Annotated in this window: 19 protein-coding genes; 12 read left to right on the top strand and 7 right to left on the bottom strand. The window is 60.8% G+C overall.

Annotation, left to right across the window (positions count from 1 at the left end):
• Positions 1-25: 25 nt before the first annotated feature.
• Together AC07N4_RS09275 and AC07N4_RS09270 are read right to left on the bottom strand one after the other, a co-directional pair.
• Positions 26-430: a DUF4398 domain-containing protein gene (locus AC07N4_RS09275; RefSeq protein ID WP_493065348.1), complete on the bottom strand. Its 405-nt coding sequence runs from the start codon at positions 428-430 to the stop codon at positions 26-28.
• A gap of 274 nt (positions 431-704) precedes the next feature.
• Positions 705-1,049, bottom strand: coding sequence for a pilin assembly protein (locus tag AC07N4_RS09270; protein WP_096819655.1), 345 nt, complete (start codon positions 1,047-1,049; stop codon positions 705-707).
• Between the two features lie 214 nt (positions 1,050-1,263).
• Between AC07N4_RS09270 and ppc the strand changes: the two genes are divergently transcribed.
• The 6 genes from ppc to AC07N4_RS09240 all read left to right on the top strand — a co-directional run bounded on the left by ppc (position 1,264) and on the right by AC07N4_RS09240 (position 7,823).
• On the top strand, positions 1,264-3,894 hold the full coding sequence (gene ppc / locus AC07N4_RS09265) for a phosphoenolpyruvate carboxylase (RefSeq protein WP_493065349.1): 2,631 nt from the start codon (positions 1,264-1,266) through the stop codon (positions 3,892-3,894).
• A 300-nt stretch (positions 3,895-4,194) separates the two neighbouring features.
• A complete protein-coding gene (adk, locus tag AC07N4_RS09260; RefSeq protein ID WP_096819653.1) occupies positions 4,195-4,842 on the top strand; it encodes an adenylate kinase in 648 nt (215 codons plus the stop codon).
• Positions 4,843-4,936: 94 nt separating this feature from the next.
• Complete coding sequence (gene tsaB / locus AC07N4_RS09255) at positions 4,937-5,611, top strand: tRNA (adenosine(37)-N6)-threonylcarbamoyltransferase complex dimerization subunit type 1 TsaB (RefSeq protein ID WP_096819652.1); 675 nt, start codon at positions 4,937-4,939, stop codon at positions 5,609-5,611.
• 173 nt (positions 5,612-5,784) lie between these two features.
• Positions 5,785-6,093, top strand: a complete 309-nt coding sequence (locus AC07N4_RS09250; RefSeq protein WP_102621442.1) for a hypothetical protein — start codon at positions 5,785-5,787, stop codon at positions 6,091-6,093.
• The gene (locus AC07N4_RS09245) at positions 6,093-6,953 is read left to right on the top strand and encodes a DUF72 domain-containing protein (RefSeq protein WP_102621441.1); all 861 of its coding nucleotides are present in this window, start codon (positions 6,093-6,095) and stop codon (positions 6,951-6,953) included. The genes AC07N4_RS09250 and AC07N4_RS09245 overlap by 1 nt, the downstream gene beginning before the upstream one ends.
• A 33-nt stretch (positions 6,954-6,986) precedes the next feature.
• The gene (locus AC07N4_RS09240) at positions 6,987-7,823 is read left to right on the top strand and encodes an isocitrate lyase/PEP mutase family protein (protein ID WP_493065350.1); all 837 of its coding nucleotides are present in this window, start codon (positions 6,987-6,989) and stop codon (positions 7,821-7,823) included.
• A gap of 12 nt (positions 7,824-7,835) precedes the next feature.
• On the opposite strand, the gene AC07N4_RS09235 is transcribed toward AC07N4_RS09240, so the two are convergent.
• Positions 7,836-8,450 carry an energy transducer TonB gene (locus tag AC07N4_RS09235; RefSeq protein WP_102621439.1) on the bottom strand — a complete coding sequence of 205 codons (615 nt, stop codon included), beginning with the start codon at positions 8,448-8,450 and terminating at the stop codon, positions 7,836-7,838.
• Between the two features lie 93 nt (positions 8,451-8,543).
• On the opposite strand from AC07N4_RS09235, the gene AC07N4_RS09230 reads away from it, so the two are divergent.
• Positions 8,544-9,326, top strand: a complete 783-nt coding sequence (locus AC07N4_RS09230) for a class I SAM-dependent methyltransferase (RefSeq protein WP_425220359.1) — start codon at positions 8,544-8,546, stop codon at positions 9,324-9,326.
• Between the two features lie 45 nt (positions 9,327-9,371).
• Here the strand turns inward: AC07N4_RS09230 and AC07N4_RS09225 are convergent, their stop codons facing one another.
• Positions 9,372-10,007, bottom strand: a complete 636-nt coding sequence (locus tag AC07N4_RS09225; RefSeq protein WP_085729787.1) for a TetR/AcrR family transcriptional regulator — start codon at positions 10,005-10,007, stop codon at positions 9,372-9,374.
• Between the two features lie 94 nt (positions 10,008-10,101).
• On the opposite strand from AC07N4_RS09225, the gene AC07N4_RS09220 reads away from it, so the two are divergent.
• From AC07N4_RS09220 to AC07N4_RS09210, 3 genes are all read left to right on the top strand, one after another.
• On the top strand, positions 10,102-11,202 hold the full coding sequence (locus tag AC07N4_RS09220) for an efflux RND transporter periplasmic adaptor subunit (protein WP_096819646.1): 1,101 nt from the start codon (positions 10,102-10,104) through the stop codon (positions 11,200-11,202).
• A 6-nt stretch (positions 11,203-11,208) separates the two neighbouring features.
• Positions 11,209-14,277, top strand: coding sequence for an efflux RND transporter permease subunit (locus tag AC07N4_RS09215; RefSeq protein ID WP_102621436.1), 3,069 nt, complete (start codon positions 11,209-11,211; stop codon positions 14,275-14,277).
• 487 nt (positions 14,278-14,764) lie between these two features.
• On the top strand, positions 14,765-16,156 hold the full coding sequence (locus tag AC07N4_RS09210) for a Fic family protein (protein ID WP_493065351.1): 1,392 nt from the start codon (positions 14,765-14,767) through the stop codon (positions 16,154-16,156).
• Here AC07N4_RS09210 and AC07N4_RS09205 read toward each other — a convergent pair.
• From AC07N4_RS09205 to plsB, 3 genes are read right to left on the bottom strand one after another with little or no spacing between them, the layout of a single operon-like run.
• Complete coding sequence (locus AC07N4_RS09205; RefSeq protein WP_096819643.1) at positions 16,153-16,842, bottom strand: DUF4197 domain-containing protein; 690 nt, start codon at positions 16,840-16,842, stop codon at positions 16,153-16,155. The two genes, AC07N4_RS09210 and AC07N4_RS09205, sit on opposite strands and share 4 nt — an antisense overlap.
• Before the next feature lie 23 nt (positions 16,843-16,865).
• The gene (locus AC07N4_RS09200; protein ID WP_096819642.1) at positions 16,866-17,264 is read right to left on the bottom strand and encodes a YbaY family lipoprotein; all 399 of its coding nucleotides are present in this window, start codon (positions 17,262-17,264) and stop codon (positions 16,866-16,868) included.
• Positions 17,265-17,315: 51 nt separating this feature from the next.
• Complete coding sequence (plsB, locus tag AC07N4_RS09195; RefSeq protein ID WP_493065352.1) at positions 17,316-19,820, bottom strand: glycerol-3-phosphate 1-O-acyltransferase PlsB; 2,505 nt, start codon at positions 19,818-19,820, stop codon at positions 17,316-17,318.
• A gap of 237 nt (positions 19,821-20,057) precedes the next feature.
• On the opposite strand from plsB, the gene AC07N4_RS09190 reads away from it, so the two are divergent.
• Positions 20,058-20,267: a cold shock domain-containing protein gene (locus AC07N4_RS09190; RefSeq protein WP_007954750.1), complete on the top strand. Its 210-nt coding sequence runs from the start codon at positions 20,058-20,060 to the stop codon at positions 20,265-20,267.
• Positions 20,268-20,573: 306 nt separating this feature from the next.
• On the top strand, positions 20,574-20,896 hold a 323-nt coding region (locus AC07N4_RS09185), incomplete at its 3' end, for a hypothetical protein (protein WP_493184123.1).

The raw sequence follows: 20,896 nt of genomic DNA, 5'->3' as shown, positions 1-20,896 counted from the left end.
TCAGCCTTGCAGTCGGGATGCGCGCTTATTGCACGGTGCGCTGACTTTCCTGACGCAGTTCCTGAACACCTTTCTGGGCATCCTTCACAGCGAGTTCAGCTTTCGCCGCCTGAGCTTTGCGTTCTGCTACGCGAGCGTCCCACTCGGCTTGCTCGGACAGCTTGCGAGCCTCGTCATACTTCTTGTCGTGCATGGCGATTTCGGCTTGTTTGAGCTTGTCCTGTGCCTGCTTCATTTCCACGGCGGCGAATTCGGTACCACCGGCACTGACCGCGCTGTTGACCGCCGATTGGGTGACGGCGTACTGCTCGGTCGGTGGATTGCCGGCGCAACCGGCCAGCACGAAGCTGGTGCCGATGGCGAGAGCGGCCAGTTTCAGACCGCGCAGGTGGGAGAACGAGGTTTGGGTCTTCATGGTCTTCAACTCCATTGGTTAACTCCTTGAAAGCTTCGAAATCCATCCTGGTAGCGGAGCCGCAACCGTCATGTGCAAGTGCGTTTTGAAACGCTCGTTCCAGGCGTGGTTACCTGTTCCGACCGAAGGCTTTTTTTAAAAGTTCAGAAAAGATGGCTCATCGCCAAAAAATATTCTGACCGAATGGACAAGGCTCTAAACCGGGAACTTTGGACGTGCGCAGCGGTATCCCCGGGCCTTTTCAGGCTCGGGGACAGGGCTGTTCAAGGGAGAGGAGAGGCAGGAAAAATCAGTGTTTCTGCTTACCGACGGCGGCCGATAAATCGTGCAGATGACGCCGCGACAACGCGAGAAAACGCGGCGTCGGGCCGACGTCTTCATACAGCGGATCACCTTCCTCATCGGTCGCGACCACGGTCGAACCTTTCACATACGGCAGGCTCGCTTCGAACTCTTCGAGGGCGGCGCCGATCAGCTCGCCGAGCAGTTCTTCGGCGTGGCGTTTGGGGTACATCTCGGCGATCGCGGCCAGCCGTGCGGCCGCTTCCACATCCAGATGAATCGTGTAGCCGGTCTCGGTCAGACGACCCTTGGCGGTTTCTTCCCAATGCTGGGCGAGTTCACGGATTTTCATAATGACCTCATGTCGCACCTGCTCGTGGCAGGTCTGGGTGAGTGTCCGCCGTCAGCCGGCGGCAAGCCGTTGTGGGGCTTACTGTTGAGACTAGCTTCAAGCCTCAAGGTTTAAAGTCCCTTCGTCGTCTGCTTGTAAGAAGCGTCCCAGAGCGGCACTCTCTGTTCATCCACTCACTTGCGATCCGTCACCGATTACTGCTGGAGAGATGCTGATGACCGATATTGATGCACGCTTGCGCGAAGACGTTCACCTGCTCGGTGAGCTGTTGGGCAACACCATTCGTGACCAGTACGGCGAGGCGTTTCTCGACAAGATCGAGCAGATTCGCAAGGGCGCCAAGGCTGACCGACGCGGCTCGATGGATGCGGAGCTCAGCGCCAGCCTCAATCAGTTGAGCGAAGACGAATTGCTCCCGGTGGCGCGGGCGTTCAACCAGTTTCTCAACCTGGCGAACATCGCCGAGCAGTACCAGCTCATCCATCGCCGCGAAGAGTCGCAGGCCGCACCGTTCGAGTCCCGCGTGCTGCCGGAATTGCTCGCCCGTTTACTTGAAGAAGGGCACAGCGCCGACTCCCTTGCCCGACAGTTGTCGCGACTGGAAATCGAACTGGTGCTGACCGCGCACCCGACCGAAGTGGCCCGGCGCACGCTGATCCAGAAGTACGACGCGATCGCCGCGCAACTGGCGGCCCAGGATCACCGCGACCTGACCAGCGCCGAACGCGAGCAGATCCAGAACACCCTGCAACGTTTGATCGCCGAAGCCTGGCACACCGAAGAAATCCGCCGCACCCGGCCGACCCCGGTGGACGAGGCCAAATGGGGTTTTGCAGTGATCGAGCACTCGCTGTGGCAGGCGATTCCCAACCATATGCGCAAGGCCGATCAGGCACTGTTCGCCGCCACGGGCCTGCGTTTGCCGCTGGAGGCTGCGCCGATCCGCTTCGCTTCGTGGATGGGCGGCGACCGTGACGGCAACCCGAACGTGACCGCTGCCGTGACCCGCGAAGTACTGTTGCTGGCGCGCTGGATGGCAGCAGATTTGTATTTGCGCGATGTCGATCACCTGGCGGCTGAACTGTCGATGCAACAGGCCAGCGAATCGCTCAAGGCCAAGGCCGGCGACAGCGCCGAACCCTATCGCGCCGTGCTCAAGCAATTGCGTGAACGCCTGCGCGCCACGCGCAACTGGGCTCATGCATCGCTGGCGGCGAACACTCCGGCCCCGGCGGATGTGCTGCACAACAACCGCGACCTGCTCGATCCGCTGGAGCTGTGCTACCACTCGCTGCACGAGTGCGGCATGGGTGTGATCGCCGACGGGCCGTTGCTCGATTGTTTGCGCAGGGCCGTGACCTTCGGCCTGTTCCTGGTGCGCCTCGATGTGCGTCAGGATTCGTCGCGACACAGCGCGGCCATGACCGAAATCACCGATTACCTCGGCCTCGGTCGCTATGAAGACTGGGACGAAGAACAACGCATCAGCTTCCTGACCCGCGAACTGCAAAATCGTCGGCCGTTGCTGCCGGCGCATTTCAAACCCTCGGCGGACACTGCCGAAGTGCTCGCCACCTGCAAGGAAATCGCTGCCGCGCCGGGCGCTTCGCTGGGCTCCTACGTGATCTCCATGGCCGGCGCTGCCTCCGATGTATTGGCGGTGCAACTGCTGCTCAAAGAGTCTGGCGTACTGCGGCCAATGCGCGTGGTGCCGCTGTTCGAAACCCTCGCCGACCTCGACAACGCCGGCCCGGTGATCGAGCGCCTGTTGCTGCTGCCGGGTTATCGCGCGCGCCTGCAAGGCCCGCAGGAAGTGATGATCGGCTATTCCGACTCGGCCAAGGATGCCGGCACCACCGCGGCGGCCTGGGCGCAATATCGGGCGCAGGAACGGCTGGTGGAAATCTGCCGCGAGCAGCAAGTCGAACTGCTGCTGTTCCACGGTCGCGGTGGCACCGTGGGCCGTGGCGGCGGTCCGGCTCACGCGGCGATCCTGTCGCAGCCGCCGGGTTCGGTGGCCGGGCGTTTCCGCACCACCGAGCAGGGGGAAATGATTCGATTCAAATTCGGCCTGCCTGACATCGCCGAACAAAACCTCAATCTCTATCTGGCTGCCGTGCTCGAAGCGACCCTGCTGCCACCACCGCCTCCGACGCCGGAGTGGCGTCATCTGATGGATGAATTGGCCGCCGACGGTGTCAGCGCCTATCGTGCTGTGGTGCGGGAAAATCCGCAGTTCGTCGAGTACTTCCGTCAGTCCACGCCTGAACAGGAATTGGGCCGTTTGCCTTTGGGTAGCCGTCCGGCCAAGCGCCGCGCCGGTGGCATTGAAAGCCTGCGGGCGATTCCGTGGATCTTCGGCTGGACCCAGACCCGCCTGATGCTGCCGGCCTGGCTCGGCTGGGAAACCGCGTTGAGCAAGGCGCTGGCGCGTGGCGAAGGCGAATTGCTGGGGCAGATGCGCGAGCAGTGGCCGTTTTTCCGCACCCGCATCGACATGCTGGAGATGGTGCTGGCCAAGGCTGACGCCGACATTGCGCTGTCCTACGACGAGCGACTGGTTGAGTCGGACTTGTTACCTTTGGGTGTGCACTTACGCGACCTATTGTCGCAGGCATGTTCCGTGGTCCTCGGCCTGACCGGTCAGTCGCAACTGCTGGCACATAGCCCGGACACCCTCGAATTCATCCGGCTGCGCAACACCTATCTCGACCCGCTGCATCTGTTGCAGGCCGAACTGCTGGCGCGTTCGCGGCAGCAGAATGTCGAGCAGGGCAGCCCGGTGGAACAGGCGTTGCTGGTGTCTGTGGCGGGGATTGCCGCCGGTTTGCGAAATACCGGCTAAGGTTTTCTGCGTGGGGCGGGGCACCCGGGGCAAGCGTCGGGTGCCGTTTATCGATCGTGGGGAAAATGCGGTCAGGCGACAGTTAATGATGGGGTTGCGACTTGGGGAACCGCGTCGCAAGGTCGCGGCAGGCGCCGGTTTCTCCGACTTTTGGCGTCTTGTGTGGGCGCAGCCTGCTGTGTATCTTGGTCAGCCTCTGGCCGTTTGGGCGGTCACGACCCTATTTCCAGGATTTCGCCCCATGAGGCGAATCCGTTGTTTTGCAAAAGCTTTTTATAAAAAAATTGAGGAGCACATCTAATGCGCGTCATTCTGCTGGGAGCTCCCGGGGCCGGTAAAGGTACTCAGGCTAAGTTCATCACCGAGAAATTCGGCATCCCGCAAATCTCCACCGGCGACATGCTGCGTGCTGCGGTCAAGGCCGGCACTCCGCTGGGCGTTCAAGCCAAGAGCATCATGGATGCCGGCGGCCTGGTGTCGGATGACCTGATCATCGCACTGGTCAAGGACCGCATCGCTCAGGCTGACTGCGCCAACGGTTTCCTGTTCGACGGTTTCCCGCGCACCATTCCTCAGGCTGAAGCGCTGGTGACTGCCGGTGTCGAGCTGGATGCCGTGGTTGAAATCGCTGTTGAAGACGAAGAAATCGTTCAGCGTATCGCTGGCCGTCGCGTTCACGAGGCCAGCGGTCGCGTGTACCACATCGTCTACAACCCGCCGAAAATTGCCGGTAAAGACGACATCACCGGTGAAGAGCTGGTGCAGCGCAAGGACGACACCGAAGAAACCGTGCGTCATCGCCTGTCGGTCTACCACTCGCAGACCAAGCCGCTGGTGGATTTCTACCAGAAGCTGTCGGCTGCCAACGGCAAGCCAAAGTACAGCCACATCCCGGGTGTCGGTTCGGTTGAAGCGATCACCGCCAAGGTTCTTGAAGCGCTGAGCTGAAAAACCTGATCCGCTGCATCATCCACGGCCCGCTTGCGGGCCGTAGTTGTTTATACTGGCGCACTTTTTCCCCACCTGATTTACGGACACATCGATGAGCACCTTGCTGGCCCTGGACACCGCGACTGAAGCTTGCTCCGTTGCCTTGCTGCATGACGGCAAGGTCACGAGCCATTACGAGGTGATCCCGCGCCTGCACGCGCAGAAACTGCTGCCGATGATCCAGCAACTGCTGGCCGACGCTGGCACCACGCTGCAAGCCGTGGACGCTATCGCCTTCGGTCGTGGCCCGGGCGCTTTCACTGGTGTGCGCATCGCCATCGGCGTGGTGCAAGGCCTGGCCTTTGCCCTGGATCGCCCTGTGTTGCCGGTGTCGAATCTGGCGGTGCTGGCGCAACGTGCTTATCGCGAACACGGCGTGAGCCAGGTCGCGGCGGCCATCGATGCGCGCATGGATGAAGTGTATTGGGGCTGCTATCGCGAGACGGCCGGGGAGATGCGTCTGGTCGGCACCGAAGCGGTGTTGCCGCCGGAAGTCGCCGCGCTGCCGGACGATGCGACTGGCGACTGGTTCGGTGCCGGCACCGGTTGGGGCTACGGCGAGCGCATCGCGGTCAATCTGAGCGGTTCCGACGCGGGCATGCTGCCCCATGCCGAAGACCTGCTGACGCTGGCCCGCTTCGCCTGGGCGCGCGGTGAGTCGATCCCGGCAGACGACGCCCAGCCGGTTTACCTGCGCGATAAAGTGGCCACCCCGAAAGCCCGCTGAAGACAATCACCCTGTGGCATCCGCCACAGGGTCCCGCCAGTTCCTGCCAATCGTCAGTTTCCAACGCCCCGCTTTAAACCTTTTGTCTTTTATGTGTTCTAGTTATCACTCGGCGATTTGCTAAGTCGGTCAGGTGCCGCTAAATTGCCATCATCGATACCGAGCATGACTTTATGCGTATAGACGGCGTTTCCACTCAGTCCTACCCCATCAAGCGCAAGCCTCGCAAAGGCAATCCGGCGCTGGATGAGTCCGTCGAGGATATCGACGGCGAGCTGGAATTCCCCACCGAGGCGCAACTGGCCGCCCGTGCTGCCAAAAACGCTGCGCAACGCCTGAGCAATCTGCCCGCCCGCCAACAAGACATGATTTATCACCGTGCGATGAAGAAAAGCGTGGCCATGGCCTTGGCCAGCTACCTGAGCACCGCCGGTTTTGTCGATTGGGACGCAGACGTGCTGGGCCTCGACCTGTACATCTGATGGATCTGCCTTACTACCTCGGTTGCCCGTCCTGGAGTGAAAACGCCTGGCGCGAGTATCTGTATCCGGTAGACGCCAAGACCTCTGATTTCCTCGGTCTCTATTCGCAAGTGTTCAACGCCGTGGAAGGCAACACGACCTTCTATGCCAGCCCCTCGCCGGCTACCGTGCAGCGTTGGGTGGAGGTCATGCCCGAGCACTTTCGCTTCACCGCAAAATTCCCCGGCGACATCAGCCATAGCGGCGATCTGCGCGATCAACTGACCGCCGCCGAAACCTTTATCCAGTTACTCAGCCCTCTCGGCGAGCGTGTGTCGCCGCTGTGGCTGCAACTGTCGAAGAGCTTCACTCCGCAACGTCTGCCAGAGCTCGCAGCCTTCATCGACGCGTTTGATCGGCCATTGGCGGTGGAAGTGCGGCACGAACAGTTCTTCGCCAAGGGCGAAAGCGAACGCCTGCTCAATCGTCTGCTGCTGGATCGCGGTGTGGAGCGCATCTGCCTCGATCCGCGCGCGTTGTTCAGTTGTCTGTCCACCGAGTCTTCGGTGATCCACGCCCAATCGAAAAAGCCCCGGGTGCCAACCCGTCCGGCAGCGTTCACCCAGTTTCCGCAGGTGCGCTTCATCGGCCATCCCGAGCTTGAAGCCAATGATCCGTTCCTGGTGCCGTGGGTGGCGAAAATCGCCGAATGGATCGAAGAAGGGCGCACGCCGTATATCTTCCTGCACACCGCCGACAACCTTCTGGCGGCGAAGCTAGCGCAACGTTTCCATGCACAACTGATGCAACGTTTGCCTGGCCTGCCGTCCCTGCCTGAGCTATACAGAGAGCCCGCTGCCGAGCAACTTGGCCTGCTCTGAGGCGGATTCTTTTTCCTGCCCAGGAGCCTGCCGATGGACGCCCAAGCCCGCAAAGAACAAGCCCGTAAAGCCGAAGCCTTCAAAGCCCTGCATGAACGTCCCGGGATTTTCGTGATTCCCAATCCGTGGGACGCAGGTTCGACGAAGATGCTGGCCAGTCTGGGCTACCAGGCGTTGGCGACCACCAGTGCCGGTTATGCGTTTTCCCAGGGCAAACCCGATGGCGCTTTGGGGCTCGAACAGACTCTGGACAATGTTCGGGCAATTGCCGCAGCCACGGATCTGCCGGTGGCGGTGGACCTGGAAAACGGTTTCGCTGACGCTCCAGCCGAGTCCGCGCAAAGCCTGTTGCGCGCAGCCGAAGCGGGTGCAGTGGGTGGCTCGATCGAGGATGCCACTGGCCGTCCGGATGCTCCGATCTACTGCTTCGAACACGCGGTGGCGCGGATAGAAGCCGCCGTCGCAGCGGTGCGCACGCTGCCGTTTCCCTTCACCCTGACGGCCCGCGCGGAAAACTACCTGCACGGCAATCCGGACATCAACGACACCATTCGCCGTTTGCAGGCCTTTGCCGAGGCTGGCGCCGACGTGCTCTACGCTCCGGGTCTGAGGACGGCTGAAGAGGTCCTGGCGGTGGTGCGCGCAGTCGCGCCGAAACCGGTCAACGTGTTGATGTCCGGTGGCCTGAAACTGACCGTGCAGCAGCTGGAAGAAATGGGTGTGAAGCGGATCAGCACCGGCTCGGCGCTGGCTCTGGCGGCGTTTGGCGAGTTCTTCCGGGCTGCCGAGGAAATCCAGCAATCGGGCACGTTCGGCTTCACTTCGCGTTCGATGCCGTACGCCAAGGCCAATCAATTCTTCAAGGGTTGAGGCGGGGCGGGATCAGGCGGCGATGCGCAGGTTCTGCTGAACGATCGGGCGCACCCAGCCGTTATCGAAGTCCAGGGCTTTCTGCTGTTCGACGATTTCTTCCGGCGGGAACGGCGGGTAAGGCTGCAGCAGATCCAGATCGAACTCGGCAATCGGCAGGTACAACGGCTTTTTCTGCGGGGCAGGGCCCGGTTCCGGAATCGGCTGGCCGTTGTTGATCACGACCGGACGAACCCAGCTGCTGTCGAAATCCTGCTGCTTTTGCTGAGTCTTGATGGCTTCTGGCGGGAACGGAGGGTACGGCTCGGCCAGTGTCATGTCGATTTCGGCAATCGGCAGGAACAGCGGCTCAGGCGGGCGAACCGGGGTTTCCACCACGTTGCATTCGCGCTGGTCGATGATGTGGGCGTGCAGTTCACTGCCGACGGTTGGTTCTTCAGGGCTATCGAGATCAACCGGTGGGAATGTGCCGCAGGCGGGCACCACATCACTCGACTGCTCGGCCATCGCCTGGGCAAAGAAATCCTGCCACAGGTGACTGACGCCGCTCAGTGCTTGAGTGTTTTGACGGCTGAAATCGCCATGGGGCGAGATGTAGCCAATCGATGTGGGAAGAATGCCTGACATTTTTTTCGGTTGACGCTCAGCTCTGGCAAAATGCGCGTTGATTGGGTTATCGGCGGTTTTTGCCGATCCTTAACTTTTTTGAGCGTGTTTTCCATGATTGAGCAACCCGCGGCCTGCCGCATCCATGTCGAAGCCCTCGGCCCGACGTTCGAAGCGCAGGCCGAGCAGTGGGCCGAGCGCCTGAACCTGCCGTTGCAGGTGGCTGACGGCGAGTTCGCCTTGCAGGTCGGCGAGCAGGGTTTGCAACTGCAACAGCTGGGGCCGGATGCGCCGGGGCCGGTGCGGGTCGACTTCGTCGAGGGTGGCGCGGCCCATCGTCGGTTGTACGGCGGCGGCAGCGGTCAGATGATCGCCAAGGCGGTCGGCATCGCCCAGGGTGTGCGTCCGCGGGTGCTGGATGCCACGGCGGGGCTCGGGAAAGATGCGTTCGTGCTGGCGAGCCTGGGCTGCGAGATGAGCCTGATCGAGCGCCAGCCGCTGATCGGCGCCTTGCTGGAGGATGGCCTGGCCCGCGCGGCGGAAGATTTCGACGTGGCGCCGATCGTGGCGCGGATGACGCTGCTCAAGGGCAACTCCATCGACGTGATGCGCAACTGGGAGGGCGAGCCGCCGCAGGTGATCTACCTTGACCCGATGTTCCCGCACCGTGAGAAAACCGCACTGGTGAAGAAGGAAATGCGCCTGTTCCGCCCGCTGGTGGGCGATGATCCGGATGCACCGGCCCTGCTGGAAGCGGCGTTGGCGCTGGCCACACACCGGGTAGTGGTCAAGCGCCCGCGCAAGGCGCCGTGCATCGAAGGGCCGAAGCCGAGTCATGCGCTGGACGGCAAGTCCAGTCGCTACGACATCTACCCGAAGAAAGCGCTCAAGGCCTGAGTCGCCGCATAAAAAAATCCCACGCATGGCGTGGGATTTTTGTTTTCAGGGTCGATAGGCCCGCATGAACAGCTCGACCACTTCCTGTACATGGCTTTCCGCCGCCTCGCCCGTCAGTGGTTCACCGCAGCCGTACAGCAGCCGGAAATTCCCCGCGCCCTTGATCAGGCAGAAGAAGTGCTCGGCGGCGTTGTGCGGGTTGTCGATGCTCAGCACGCCGGTTTCATGAATCCGCCGCAGTAAGCGCTCCATGCCTTGCACCATGCGCTGGGGACCGGCCTCGAAGAAGATCAGCGACAGCTTCGGATCCTGACTGCCCAGCGCCATGATCAGGCGATGCAGGTTCACCGACTCGTCGCTGTTGATTAGGTGATGAAAGCCTCTGGCAATGTTCAGCAACACATTTTCCACCGCGATGCCGTCCGGCAATTCGAAGAACAGCGGCGGTAATTGCTCCTCGCATTTGGCGACGACGGCGGCAGAAAACAGCGTTTCCTTGTCATTGAAATGGCTGTAGACCGTCAGCTTCGACACGCCAGCCTCGGCGGCCACCGCGTCCATGCTGGTGTTGGCATAGCCGTGACTCAGGAACAGGATTTTCGCCGCTTCGAGAATCGCCTGGCGCTTGGCCGGATCCTTCGGGCGGCCGGGGCCATTTGGAGCTGAAAGATTGTTCGACATTCTTCGCTTTTAATACTGGACTGGTGAGTTTGCTATTAATAACATACCGGTCAGTATAATTATTCCAAGCCTCCTTAGCGAAAGGTCCTTCACCATGTTCCGCCATGCGTTGTCCTTTGCGGTGCCAGTCACTCTGGCGTTCTTATTGTCGGCATGTGGCAAGGAAGAGGTGACGCAAGTCAGCGTGCGACCGGCCATGGTGGTGCAGCCAGAGCCTTCGGCGCAGGCGATGGAAAGTTATCCGGGCGAGGTTCGTGCCCGGTATGAACCGGATCTGGCGTTCCGTATCGGCGGCAAAGTCAGCCGACGACTGGTCGAGGAAGGCCAGCGCGTGAAGGCCGATCAGCCGCTGGCTGAACTCGATCCGCAGGACGTGCGCCTGCAACTGGAAGCCACCCGCGCCCAGGTCACCGCCGCCGAAGCCAATCTGAATCTGGTGCGCGCCGAGCGTGACCGCTACAAGACTCTGATGGAACGGCAGATGGTCAGCCGCTCGGCCTACGACAATGCCGAAAACCTCTACCGCTCCGGCGAAGCCCGCCTCAAACAGATCAAAGCCGAATTCAACGTCTCGACCAATCAGGCCAGTTACGCCGTGCTGCGTGCGCCACAGGATGGCGTGGTCGCTAAACGCTCGGTAGAAGTCGGACAAGTGGTCGCCGCCGGGCAGACCGTTTTCACCCTCGCCACCGATGGTGAGCGTGAAGTACTGATCAGCCTGCCGGAACAGAGCTTCGGTCGCTTCAAGGTCGGCCAGCCAGTGTCGGTGGAGCTGTGGACTCAACAGAACCAGCGCTTCGCCGGGCAGATCCGCGAGCTGTCACCGGCCGCCGATCCGAAATCCCGCACCTTCGCCGCGCGCATTTCATTCACCGCCGGCAAAGTCCCGGCAGAACTCGGCCAGAGCGCCCGGGTATTCGTGCAGACCGCCGACGTAATCCCGCTGTCGGTGCCGCTATCGGCCCTGACCGCCGAAAACGGCGCGACCTATGTCTGGGTCGTCAGCGCCAACAACACCTTGAAAAAGACGCCCGTGCGCATCGGTCCGTTCGGTGAGAAAACCGTGCCGGTGCTCGAAGGCCTCAACGCCAGCGACTGGGTAGTGGCCGCCGGCGTGCATGTGCTGCTGGAAGGGCAGCAGGTGCGTCCCGTGGATCGCTCCAACCGTGTGGTCAATCTGGCGGACAAGGAGTAAGGCCCGATGCGCTTCAACCTTTCCGAATGGGCGCTGCGTAATCGCCAGATCGTACTGTTCCTGATGCTTCTGCTGGCCATCGTCGGCGCCTTGTCCTACACCAAGCTGGGGCAGAGCGAAGACCCGCCGTTCACCTTCAAGGCCATGGTCATCCAGACCCGCTGGCCGGGCGCCACGGCACAGGAAGTCTCGCGTCAGGTCACCGAGCGCATCGAAAAGAAACTGATGGAAACCGGCGAGTACGAACGCATTGTCTCGTTCTCCCGTCCCGGCGAATCCCAGGTCACGTTCATTGCCCGCGACTCGATGCATTCGGTGGAAATTCCGGACCTCTGGTATCAGGTGCGCAAGAAGGTCAGCGACATCCGCCAGACCCTCCCGCCGGGGATTCAGGGCCCCTTTTTCAACGATGAGTTCGGCACCACGTTCGGCAATATCTATGCGCTGACCGGCGACGGTTTCGACTACGCCGTGCTCAAGGATTATGCAGACCGCATCCAGATCCAGCTGCAGCGGGTCAAGGATGTGGGCAAGGTCGATCTGCTCGGGCTGCAGGACGAGAAGATCTGGGTCGAGCTGTCCAACGTCAAACTCGCCACGCTCGGCCTGCCGCTGGCAGCCGTTCAGCAGGCGCTTGAAGAGCAGAACGCAGTGTCCACCGCCGGGTTCTTCGAGACCGGCAGCGAGCGGTTGCAGCTTCGGGTTTCGGGGAATTTTCAGACAGTCGACGAGATCAGAAACTTCCCGATCCGCGTCGGTGATCGTACGTTCCGTATCTCCGATGTCGCCGATGTGCGGCGCGGTTTCAACGATCCGCCGGCACCGCGCATGCGCTTCATGGGCGAAGACGCGATCGGGCTTGCGGTGGCGATGAAGGACGGCGGCGACATTCTGGTGCTGGGCAAGGCCCTGGAAGTCGAATTCTCCCGCATCCAGAAAAACCTGCCGGCCGGCATGCAGTTGCGCAAGGTGTCCGATCAGCCGGCGGCGGTGAAAAGTGGCGTCGGTGAGTTCGTCCAGGTGTTGGTTGAAGCGCTGGCCATCGTGTTGCTGGTGAGCTTCTTCTCCCTCGGCGTGCGCACCGGCATGGTGGTGGCGCTGACCATTCCGCTGGTGCTGGCGATGACGTTCGCCTGCATGTATTACCTCGGTATCGGCCTGCACAAGATTTCCCTCGGCGCGCTGGTGCTGGCGCTGGGCTTGCTGGTGGACGACGCGATCATTGCCGTGGAAATGATGGCAATCAAAATGGAGCAGGGCTTCGACCGGATCAAGGCGGCCAGTTACGCCTGGACCAGCACTGCATTCCCGATGCTCACCGGTACGCTGATCACCGCCGCAGGCTTCCTGCCGATTGCCACCGCGCAGTCCGGCACCGGTGAATACACCCGCTCGATCTTCCAGGTTGTCACCATCGCGTTGCTCGCTTCATGGGTGGCGGCGGTGATGTTTGTGCCGTACCTCGGGGAAAAACTCCTGCCGGATCTGGCGAAAATTCACGCCGCCAAACACGGTTCGGGGGACGGACATCCGGACCCTTATGCCACACCGTTTTACCAGCGGGTACGACGGCTGGTGGAATGGTGCGTGCGTCGGCGCAAAACGGTGATCGTGCTGACGGTGGGGCTGTTCGTCGCCTCGGTGATGCTGTTCAAGTTCGTCCCGCAGCAGTTCTTCCCGGCCTCCAACCGGCTGGAGCTAATGGTTGATCTGAAACTGGCCGAAGGCGCTTCGCTGGCCAACACCACCGCCGAGGTCAAGCGACTGGAAGCGATGCTCAAGGATCACGCCGGCATCGACAATTACGTGGCCTACGTCGGCACCGGATCGCCGCGTTTCTACCTGCCGCTGGATCAACAACTGCCAGCGGCGAGCTTCGCCCAGTTCGTCGTGCTGGCGAAAACCATCGAGGAGCGTGAGGCGCTGCGTACGTGGCTGATCGATACCTTGAACGAGCAATTCCCGGCCCTGCGCTCGCGGGTCACGCGGCTGGAAAACGGCCCGCCGGTCGGTTATCCGGTGCAGTTCCGTGTCACCGGCGAGCACATCGAAGAAGTCCGGGCCCTGGCCCGGAAAGTCGCGGCCAAGGTTCGCGAGAATCCGCATGTGGTGAACGTGCATCTGGACTGGGAAGAGCCGAGTAAGGTCGTGTACCTGAACATTGATCAGGATCGCGCCCGGGCACTGGGTGTGAGCACGGCGAATCTGGCGAAATTCCTCCAGAGTTCGCTGACCGGTTCCAGCGTCAGCCAGTACCGCGAAGACAACGAATTGATTGAAATCCTCCTGCGCGGCACCGTGCACGAGCGCACCGAACTGTCGCTGCTGCCGAGTCTGGCAGTGCCGACCGACAACGGTCGCAGCGTTGCGCTGTCGCAGATTGCCACGCTGGAATATGGCTTCGAGGAAGGCATCATCTGGCACCGCAACCGGCTGCCGACCGTGACCGTGCGTGCGGACATTTACGGCAAGGAGCAGCCGGCGTCGCTGGTCAAACAGATCATGCCGACCCTCGATCCGATTCGCGCTGAATTGCCTGACGGTTATTTGCTGGATGTCGGCGGCACCGTGGAGGATTCCGAGCGCGGGCAGAAGTCGGTGAATGCCGGTGTGCCGATGTTCATTGTCGTGGTGCTGACGTTGCTGATGGTGCAACTGCGCAGTTTCTCGCGTACGGCGATGGTGTTTCTGACGGCGCCGCTGGGGTTGATCGGGGTGACGCTGTTTCTGTTGGTGTTCCGTCAGCCGTTCGGGTTTGTGGCGATGCTCGGGACGATTGCGTTGTCGGGGATGATCATGCGCAACTCGGTGATTCTGGTGGATCAGATCGAGCAGGATATCGCGGCGGGGCTCAGGCCTTGGCAGGCGATTATCGAGGCCACGGTGCGCCGGTTTCGGCCGATTGTGTTGACGGCGCTGGCGGCGGTGCTGGCGATGATTCCGTTGTCGCGCAGTGTGTTTTTCGGGCCGATGGCGGTGGCGATCATGGGGGGGTTGATTGTGGCGACGGCTCTGACGCTTTTGTTTTTGCCGGCGTTGTATGCGGCTTGGTTCCGGGTGCGTAAGGAGGTTTGATTTTGTTTGAGCTTGGCGGCCTTTGGGCCGGCCATGCTCTGGGTGTTCTTTGTGAATATCCGTTTCTTCGGGTGCTGCCGCTGGCGGTTCCGCTCTTACAGCGGCTCACTTTTTCAAACGCCAAAAAGTAAGCAAAAGGCTGGGCCCCGGCGTTCGGCACCTCGCTTTGGCTCGGTGTTCCTTCGTTCCGGGATTCATCCGGGGGCATCGCCTCCGGTTTGCTTCGCTGCACCTCCTCTCGATGTATTCGACTTCGTCGAACGGCGCTTCGCGCCTCCCCCCGGATAAACCCCTCCACTCAGCCTGCCGATGGGGCCGGCACGTCAAAAGCGGTACTCGAGCTAACGCTCATTGTGTTGAGTGGGGCGGCTGCGCCGCATGCGGTGGGGTCTCCTACAGTTTTTTCAGAATTCTCTGATATTGAGGCCGTCCGGTCTGGGGTGTTGTACTCGATCCTCTGTTTTTATGAGTGATCGAGAGGTTTTTTGTGAAGAAGCCGCCGGTATTGAAAGGACGGTCCGATCCGGTATTCGATTTGTTGGCGCGGGCGCCTCACAAGCAGCATCTGGTGGATTATCTGGCGCTGCTCAAGCCTCTTGATGATCGGGGGCGTTATTTGCCTTTTGAGGATTTGCGCTATCGCTGGGCGCCGGGGCTGGATGCTCGTTTGTGTTGGGCGTTGGTGAAGAGGGCGAGGGCTGCGCAGTACGTCAATCTCCTGCCGTTGGGCGAGCCGCCGCAGTGGGGCAAGTATTTGCTGACACCCTCGGCACGGAAAACCCTTTCGGCCGTCGATCTGCAGATGACTTCCGCTTCGCTGGAGTGCATGACCGGGCAGATCGGCGAACGGTCGCATTTCAGTTATTTGCTCAATGATCTGATCGAAGACGAAGTGATCGCCAGCAGCCAGTTGGAAGGTGCGGCCACGACCACGCGAGTTGCCAAGGACATGCTCAAGTATCAACGGCAGCCGCGCACACCGGATGAGCGCATGGTCATGGGCAATTACAGGATGATGAATTTCGCCTGGGAAAACCGTTACCAACCCTTGAGCGTCGACTTGATCGCGGCAATGCATCGGGTGGGCGTCGAGGGGATCGATGACGCGCAATACAGTCCCGGTTTTTTCAGGACGAACGATGAAGTGGTGGTACAGGATGGCGAGGGCAACACGGTGCATACACCGCCGCCGGCTGTCGGGCTGGTGATGCGTTTGCAGAGGCTTGTACGCTGGATCAATCAGCCACTCGGTTCACCTCAAGAAAGGGACTACCTGCACCCGTTGATCAAGGCGATCACGCTGCATTTTTCTCTGGGCTACGAACATCCGTTTCGCGATGGCAACGGACGGGTCGCGAGGGCGCTGTTCTACTGGTTCATGTTCAAGCACGAGTTTTCGGCATTTCGCTACATTGCGATCAGTCCTTTGCTGCGCAACGCACCGGTGAAGTACGGGCGGTCGTATTTGCACAGCGAGGCCGACGAACTGGATCTGACGTATTTCATCGAGTTTCAGTGTTCGGTGATTCAGCGTGCAGTCAGTCGCTTCACGGATGTCTACCGCAAAAGCCTGGCGTACACGGAAGACTTTGAGCGGTGGCTGATGGCGTCGGGTTTTTTCGAGCGGCTGACGCAAAAGCAGCGGGCGCTGTATCAGGTGGCCAAGAGTGGAGTGGCGAAGGAATTTACGGCGAGCAACGTGGGGGAGCACTTGGGCTGTTCTTGCAGCACGTCGATGTCAGCCCTGAATGGGCTGGTCGAGTTGCAGGTCTTCGAGAAAAGGAAAATGGGCAGCGAGTGGGTGTTCTTTTTACGCAGTCCAGCCAGAGAGTTAAAGGACGGGAGCGAGTTGTCTCGCTCCCGTGCAGCGTCGGCCTAGAGGCTGCCAAACACCTTCTTCGCCAGACTCGTCGCCGCAGCGGCCGGGTTCTTGCGAATGGTTTCTTCCTGTTTGCCGATCATTTCGAACAGGCCGTTCAGTGCCTGTTCGGTGACGTAGTTTTCGACATTGGCGCTTTTTGCATCCACTACGCCCAACGTTGCAGCCTGGCCGGCGAAGGCGTTGTATTTCTGCGCTACGCCGACTTTGTCGGTCGCCTGTTTGACGATCGGCAGGAACTTGGCGCGGATCTGCTCGCGGCTGGATTTGTCCAGGTACTGCGTCGCGGAGTCGTTGCCACCGCTGAGGATGCCTTTGGCGTCGGCTACGCTCATTTTCTTCACGGCATCGACCAGGATCGGCTGGGCCTGGGTCACGGCGGTTTCCGCGGCCTTGTTCATGGCGGTTTCCAGTTCATCGACCTGGGCGCCCATGCCGAACGCTTTCATCTTGCCGGCGACTTTGCCGAGTTTGCCCGGCAGCTCGATTTTCACGTCCGGGTTATTGCTGAAGCCGCCCGGCGTGCCGAGTTGTTTGACGGCGAGTTGCGCACCTTGGGTCAGGGCGTCCTTGAGGCCGCCGGTGGCGTCGCCTTGCGACAGGTCGCTCAGTGACAGGGCCATAGCGTTGGCGGAGATCATCAGGCCCGCGCACAGGCCGGCGAAGCGAAGGGTTGGACGGAGCATGAAAGCTTCCTTGTTCAAAAGAATTAGCGGGCGGCGTCGACGCGGATCTTCAGCGGCTGCGGATCCTTGCCATCAAGCTGCACGGCATGGTTTTCGGTGGTGATGAACATCAGCTCGCCGTTGACTTCGATGCGTGCGCTGACCGAATAGCGGTGGCCGGGTTTGACCTGGGCCGGATCGTAGCTCAAGTGGAATGGCAGTGGCACCTGGCCTTTGACCGGGCCTTTCTGTTCGTCGAGCACTACCGCCGGAGCATCGGCCAGCGAGACGTCCTGCAGGCTTACGCTCAAGGTTGCGCTCGGTGGCAGGGCGATGCGTTGCAGGTAGAACACTTCGCCGTCGAGGCTGGCTTTGCCGGCTGGCGAGGTCGATTGGCAGGCGCTGAGCAAAGTGGCGGCGGCCAGCAGGGATAGTTTTTTCATCGGAAATCTCCGTATCGACGGCGCCAGAAGAAGCCTGGCGCCTGTAGGAATTTAGTCGCTCTGCGCAGGGGCGGCGGGCTGATCGGCTGCATCTTCACTGCGATGCAACGCCACCTGACGAATCGACAAACGAATCTCCGCCGGCAATACCCGTTTGGCTGCGCCTTCGGCCAGTTCGCCGAGCAGTTCGTGATAGCTCAATTTGCCTGCTTCGTCGCGACGCAACACGTCGAGGTCGAGCATGGTCTGGATGAAGTGGCGGAACAGGCTCTTGTCGAAGAACTCCGGTGCGTTCAGGCCATGCAGGATCGACAGGCGTTGGGCCATGACCGTGCACAGGTCTTCCAGCTCTTCGGCGCTGATGGTGTTCTGGCCTGCGTTGAGCAGCAACGACACGGTCATGTAGAAGCGTTGCAGGGTCTGGGCGATGCTCTTCGACAGCAGGGTCAGCAGCACGAAATGCCGCGAGCTTGGCGCCGGACGCAGGTACACGTCTTTTTCGAAGCGCAGCAGGCCTTGTTCGACGAACGCTTCCAGCCACTGATCGATCACAGCATCCAGTTCGTCCAGGGTCCAACGGATGAACAGCTCCGATTGCAGGTACGGATACAGCGCGCGGGTGTAGCGCAGGATCTGTTCGCGGCTCATGCGCGATGCACTCTGGAAGAAGCTCGCCAGCAGCGCCGGCAGGGCGAAGATGTGCAGCACGTTGTTGCGGTAGTAAGTCATCAGGACGGCGTTCTGTTCGTCCAGATACAGAATCTTGCCCAGCGCATCGTTCTGCTCGGACAGCAGGTCCATGTCCTTCACGTGTTCGATCAGCGCCCGGCCATCGCCCTCCGGCAACGTGGTATGCGGCGAGTACGGGACTTTGCGCAGCAGCGCCAGGTACAGATCCAGCACCCGCGCCATGGCCCGATCGTCGAGCGCCAGCCGGGTGGTCGACAGCAGCGCCAGCGCCACCAGATTCACCGGGTTGATCGCCGCCGCTTCGTTCAGATGCTGCGCGACTTTCTCGCCGAGGCGATTGGTGGTTTCGTTGAGCCACGCGGGTTTGTACTGCGGGCCGAGTTCCTGCTGACGCCAGCCCGGTTGTTCGCTGTCGAGGAATTCCGCGAGCTTGATCGGTTCGCCGAAGTTCACCGCCACCTGGCCGAAGCGCTGCTTGAGCGCGCCGATGACTTTGAAGATGTCGAAGATCGACTCTTTCTTCTTGCTCGCACCGCGCAGTTCGCCGAGGTAGGTACGACCTTCAAGTACACGCTCGTAACCGATGTACACCGGCACGAACACGATCGGCATCCGCGACGAACGCAGGAAGCTGCGCATGGTGATCGCCAGCATCCCGGTTTTCGGTTGCAGCATGCGCCCGGTACGCGAGCGACCGCCCTCGACGAAGTATTCGACCGGGAAACCTTTGGTGAACAGGGTGTGCAGGTATTCGTTGAACACCGAGGTGTACAGCGGGTTGCCCTTGAACGTGCGGCGCATGAAGAACGCACCGCCACGGCGCAGCAGACTGCCGATCACCGGCATGTTGAGGTTGATCCCGGCGGCAATGTGCGGCGGGGTCAGGCCGTTGCGAAACAGCAAGTACGACAGCAGCAGATAGTCGATGTGGCTGCGATGGCACGGCACGTAGATCACTTCGTGACCCTGGGCGGCCTTCTGTACGCCTTCGATGTGGTTGACCTTGATCCCGTCGTAGATCTTGTTCCAGAACCAGCTCAGCACCACTTCCAGAAAACGGATCGCGGTGTAGGTGTAGTCCGAGGCGATCTCGTTGCCGTAGCGCAGGGCCTGGGCCTTGGCTTTTTCCGGGGAGATGTTTTCGCGTTCGGCTTCGTCGAGGATCGCTTGCTTGACCAGTGGCTGGTTGAGCAGGCCTTTGACGAGGTTGCGGCGGTGGGAAATGTCCGGGCCGATCACCGCAGCCTTGAGATTGCGAAAGTGCACCCGCAGGATTCGCTGGGCCATGCGCACGGTGCGCTCGTGGCCTTTGTTGTGTTCGATCAGTTCGCGCAGATGGATCGGTGCGGAGAATTGCACGCGGGTCTTGCGGCCCAGAATCATGATGCTCAGCAGGCGACGCAGACGTCCGGTGACGGCCCAGCTGTCGGCGAACAGCAATTTCCACGGGCTGTTCTCGCTGTCCGGCGACTGGCCCCAAAATACACTGACCGGAATGATCTGCGCGTCTTCGGCGGCATTCTGGCTCAGGGCGCTGACCAGTCGGGTCAGGGTCGGCGGCGCACCGCGCTTGTCCTGGCGGCCGAGCCAGTCCGGGTCCGGCGTCAGGTAGAAGAACGCCGCCGGCTCCAGCAGATTTCCGACTGACACCGGCAGCACCGGGCGCGGCAAACCGGCCTTGGTGCATTCGGTGTCGACCACCGCCAGATCGGTCAGCGATGGGTTTTGCAGGACGTAGAACACCGGACGACTGCGGTCGAGGTTGAGGGTGAACGACGACTGGTTGATCGTCTCGGAGCGAACCCAGAGATACAACAGTCGGCGCAAGGTGCCAAACACAAGACGGCGGAACGGGGAACGGGTCATACGGCTTCTGCATGAGTGGATAAACCGAGCGTTTGCTCGGGCGGTCGACAGTTTGCCGGATTACTCGAAAATCGGCAAAAAAGCGGCGAAGTAATCTCCTGTTGAGAGTTTTGTCGCCTGTCATATACTCGGCGCTCTGTCGCCGGGGCCCTTTTATGGACGTCGGACGCAGGCTGACGTTCCGCAAAGGCTTTCCTGCGAAAAGCCTGTTCAATAATAAAAAAGGAGTATGAACAGATGGCAACACGTGAAACCGGCAACGTGAAGTGGTTCAACGACGCCAAGGGCTACGGCTTCATTCAGCGCGAAGACGGGGTGGACGTGTTCGTGCACTACCGCGCGATCCGCGGCGAAGGCCACCGTTCGCTGACCGAGGGTCAGCAGGTTGAATACGCGGTGGTGGAAGGGCAGAAGGGCTTGCAGGCCGAGGATGTTGTAGGCCTCTGATCTTCAAGACAGAAAGATCGTCCGTTCACTGCTCAAGCCTGCGGACGGTCTTTTTTCAATTGCCACAAGTGCTACTGGATGAATAAACACCTGTCAGTTATGACAGTAGACGGTTTCTTGCTCCAGCCCTAGCTTCTCTGATATCAGCCCCGGCCCGATTGAGCTCCGGGAATCGCTGTCATTGGAGAGGGTACGGTCATGTTGAAAACGATTGCATATGCCCTAATGCTGAGCCTTGTCGGTTGCACAGCGAACGCTCCCCCTGCAGACAAAAGTTCCAGCACATCTTCGGGGCGAATGAATACCTTGGCCGTACCGTCGGACAGTTTCCAAGGTGTGTCGGCTGCTCAGCCAGCACTGTTTCAAGTAGTCGAAGCACCGGCCGGCGAGCTGAACGCCGATACGCTCGGCGCTGAAGCCAACGTGCAAGTCAGCTATCCAAGCCTGGCGGTGAAAGACACCGTCGGCATTCGGCTGACAGGTGTGGCATTGCGTGACGCGCCCATTCAGGCGGTCTCCACGGTAGGTGTTCTGACGTTCAAGTTGTCCAAGGCATGGATCACCGAAAACAAGGGGCGCACAGTCACCCTGACGTACACCTACAAGGTTGGCGGTGTCGGCAGTCTGAT

The organism is Pseudomonas sp. GW821-FHT09E04 (assembly GCF_059416185.1).
Note: the sequence above shows the minus strand (reverse complement) of the source record. Positions and strands in the feature narration are given on the sequence as shown.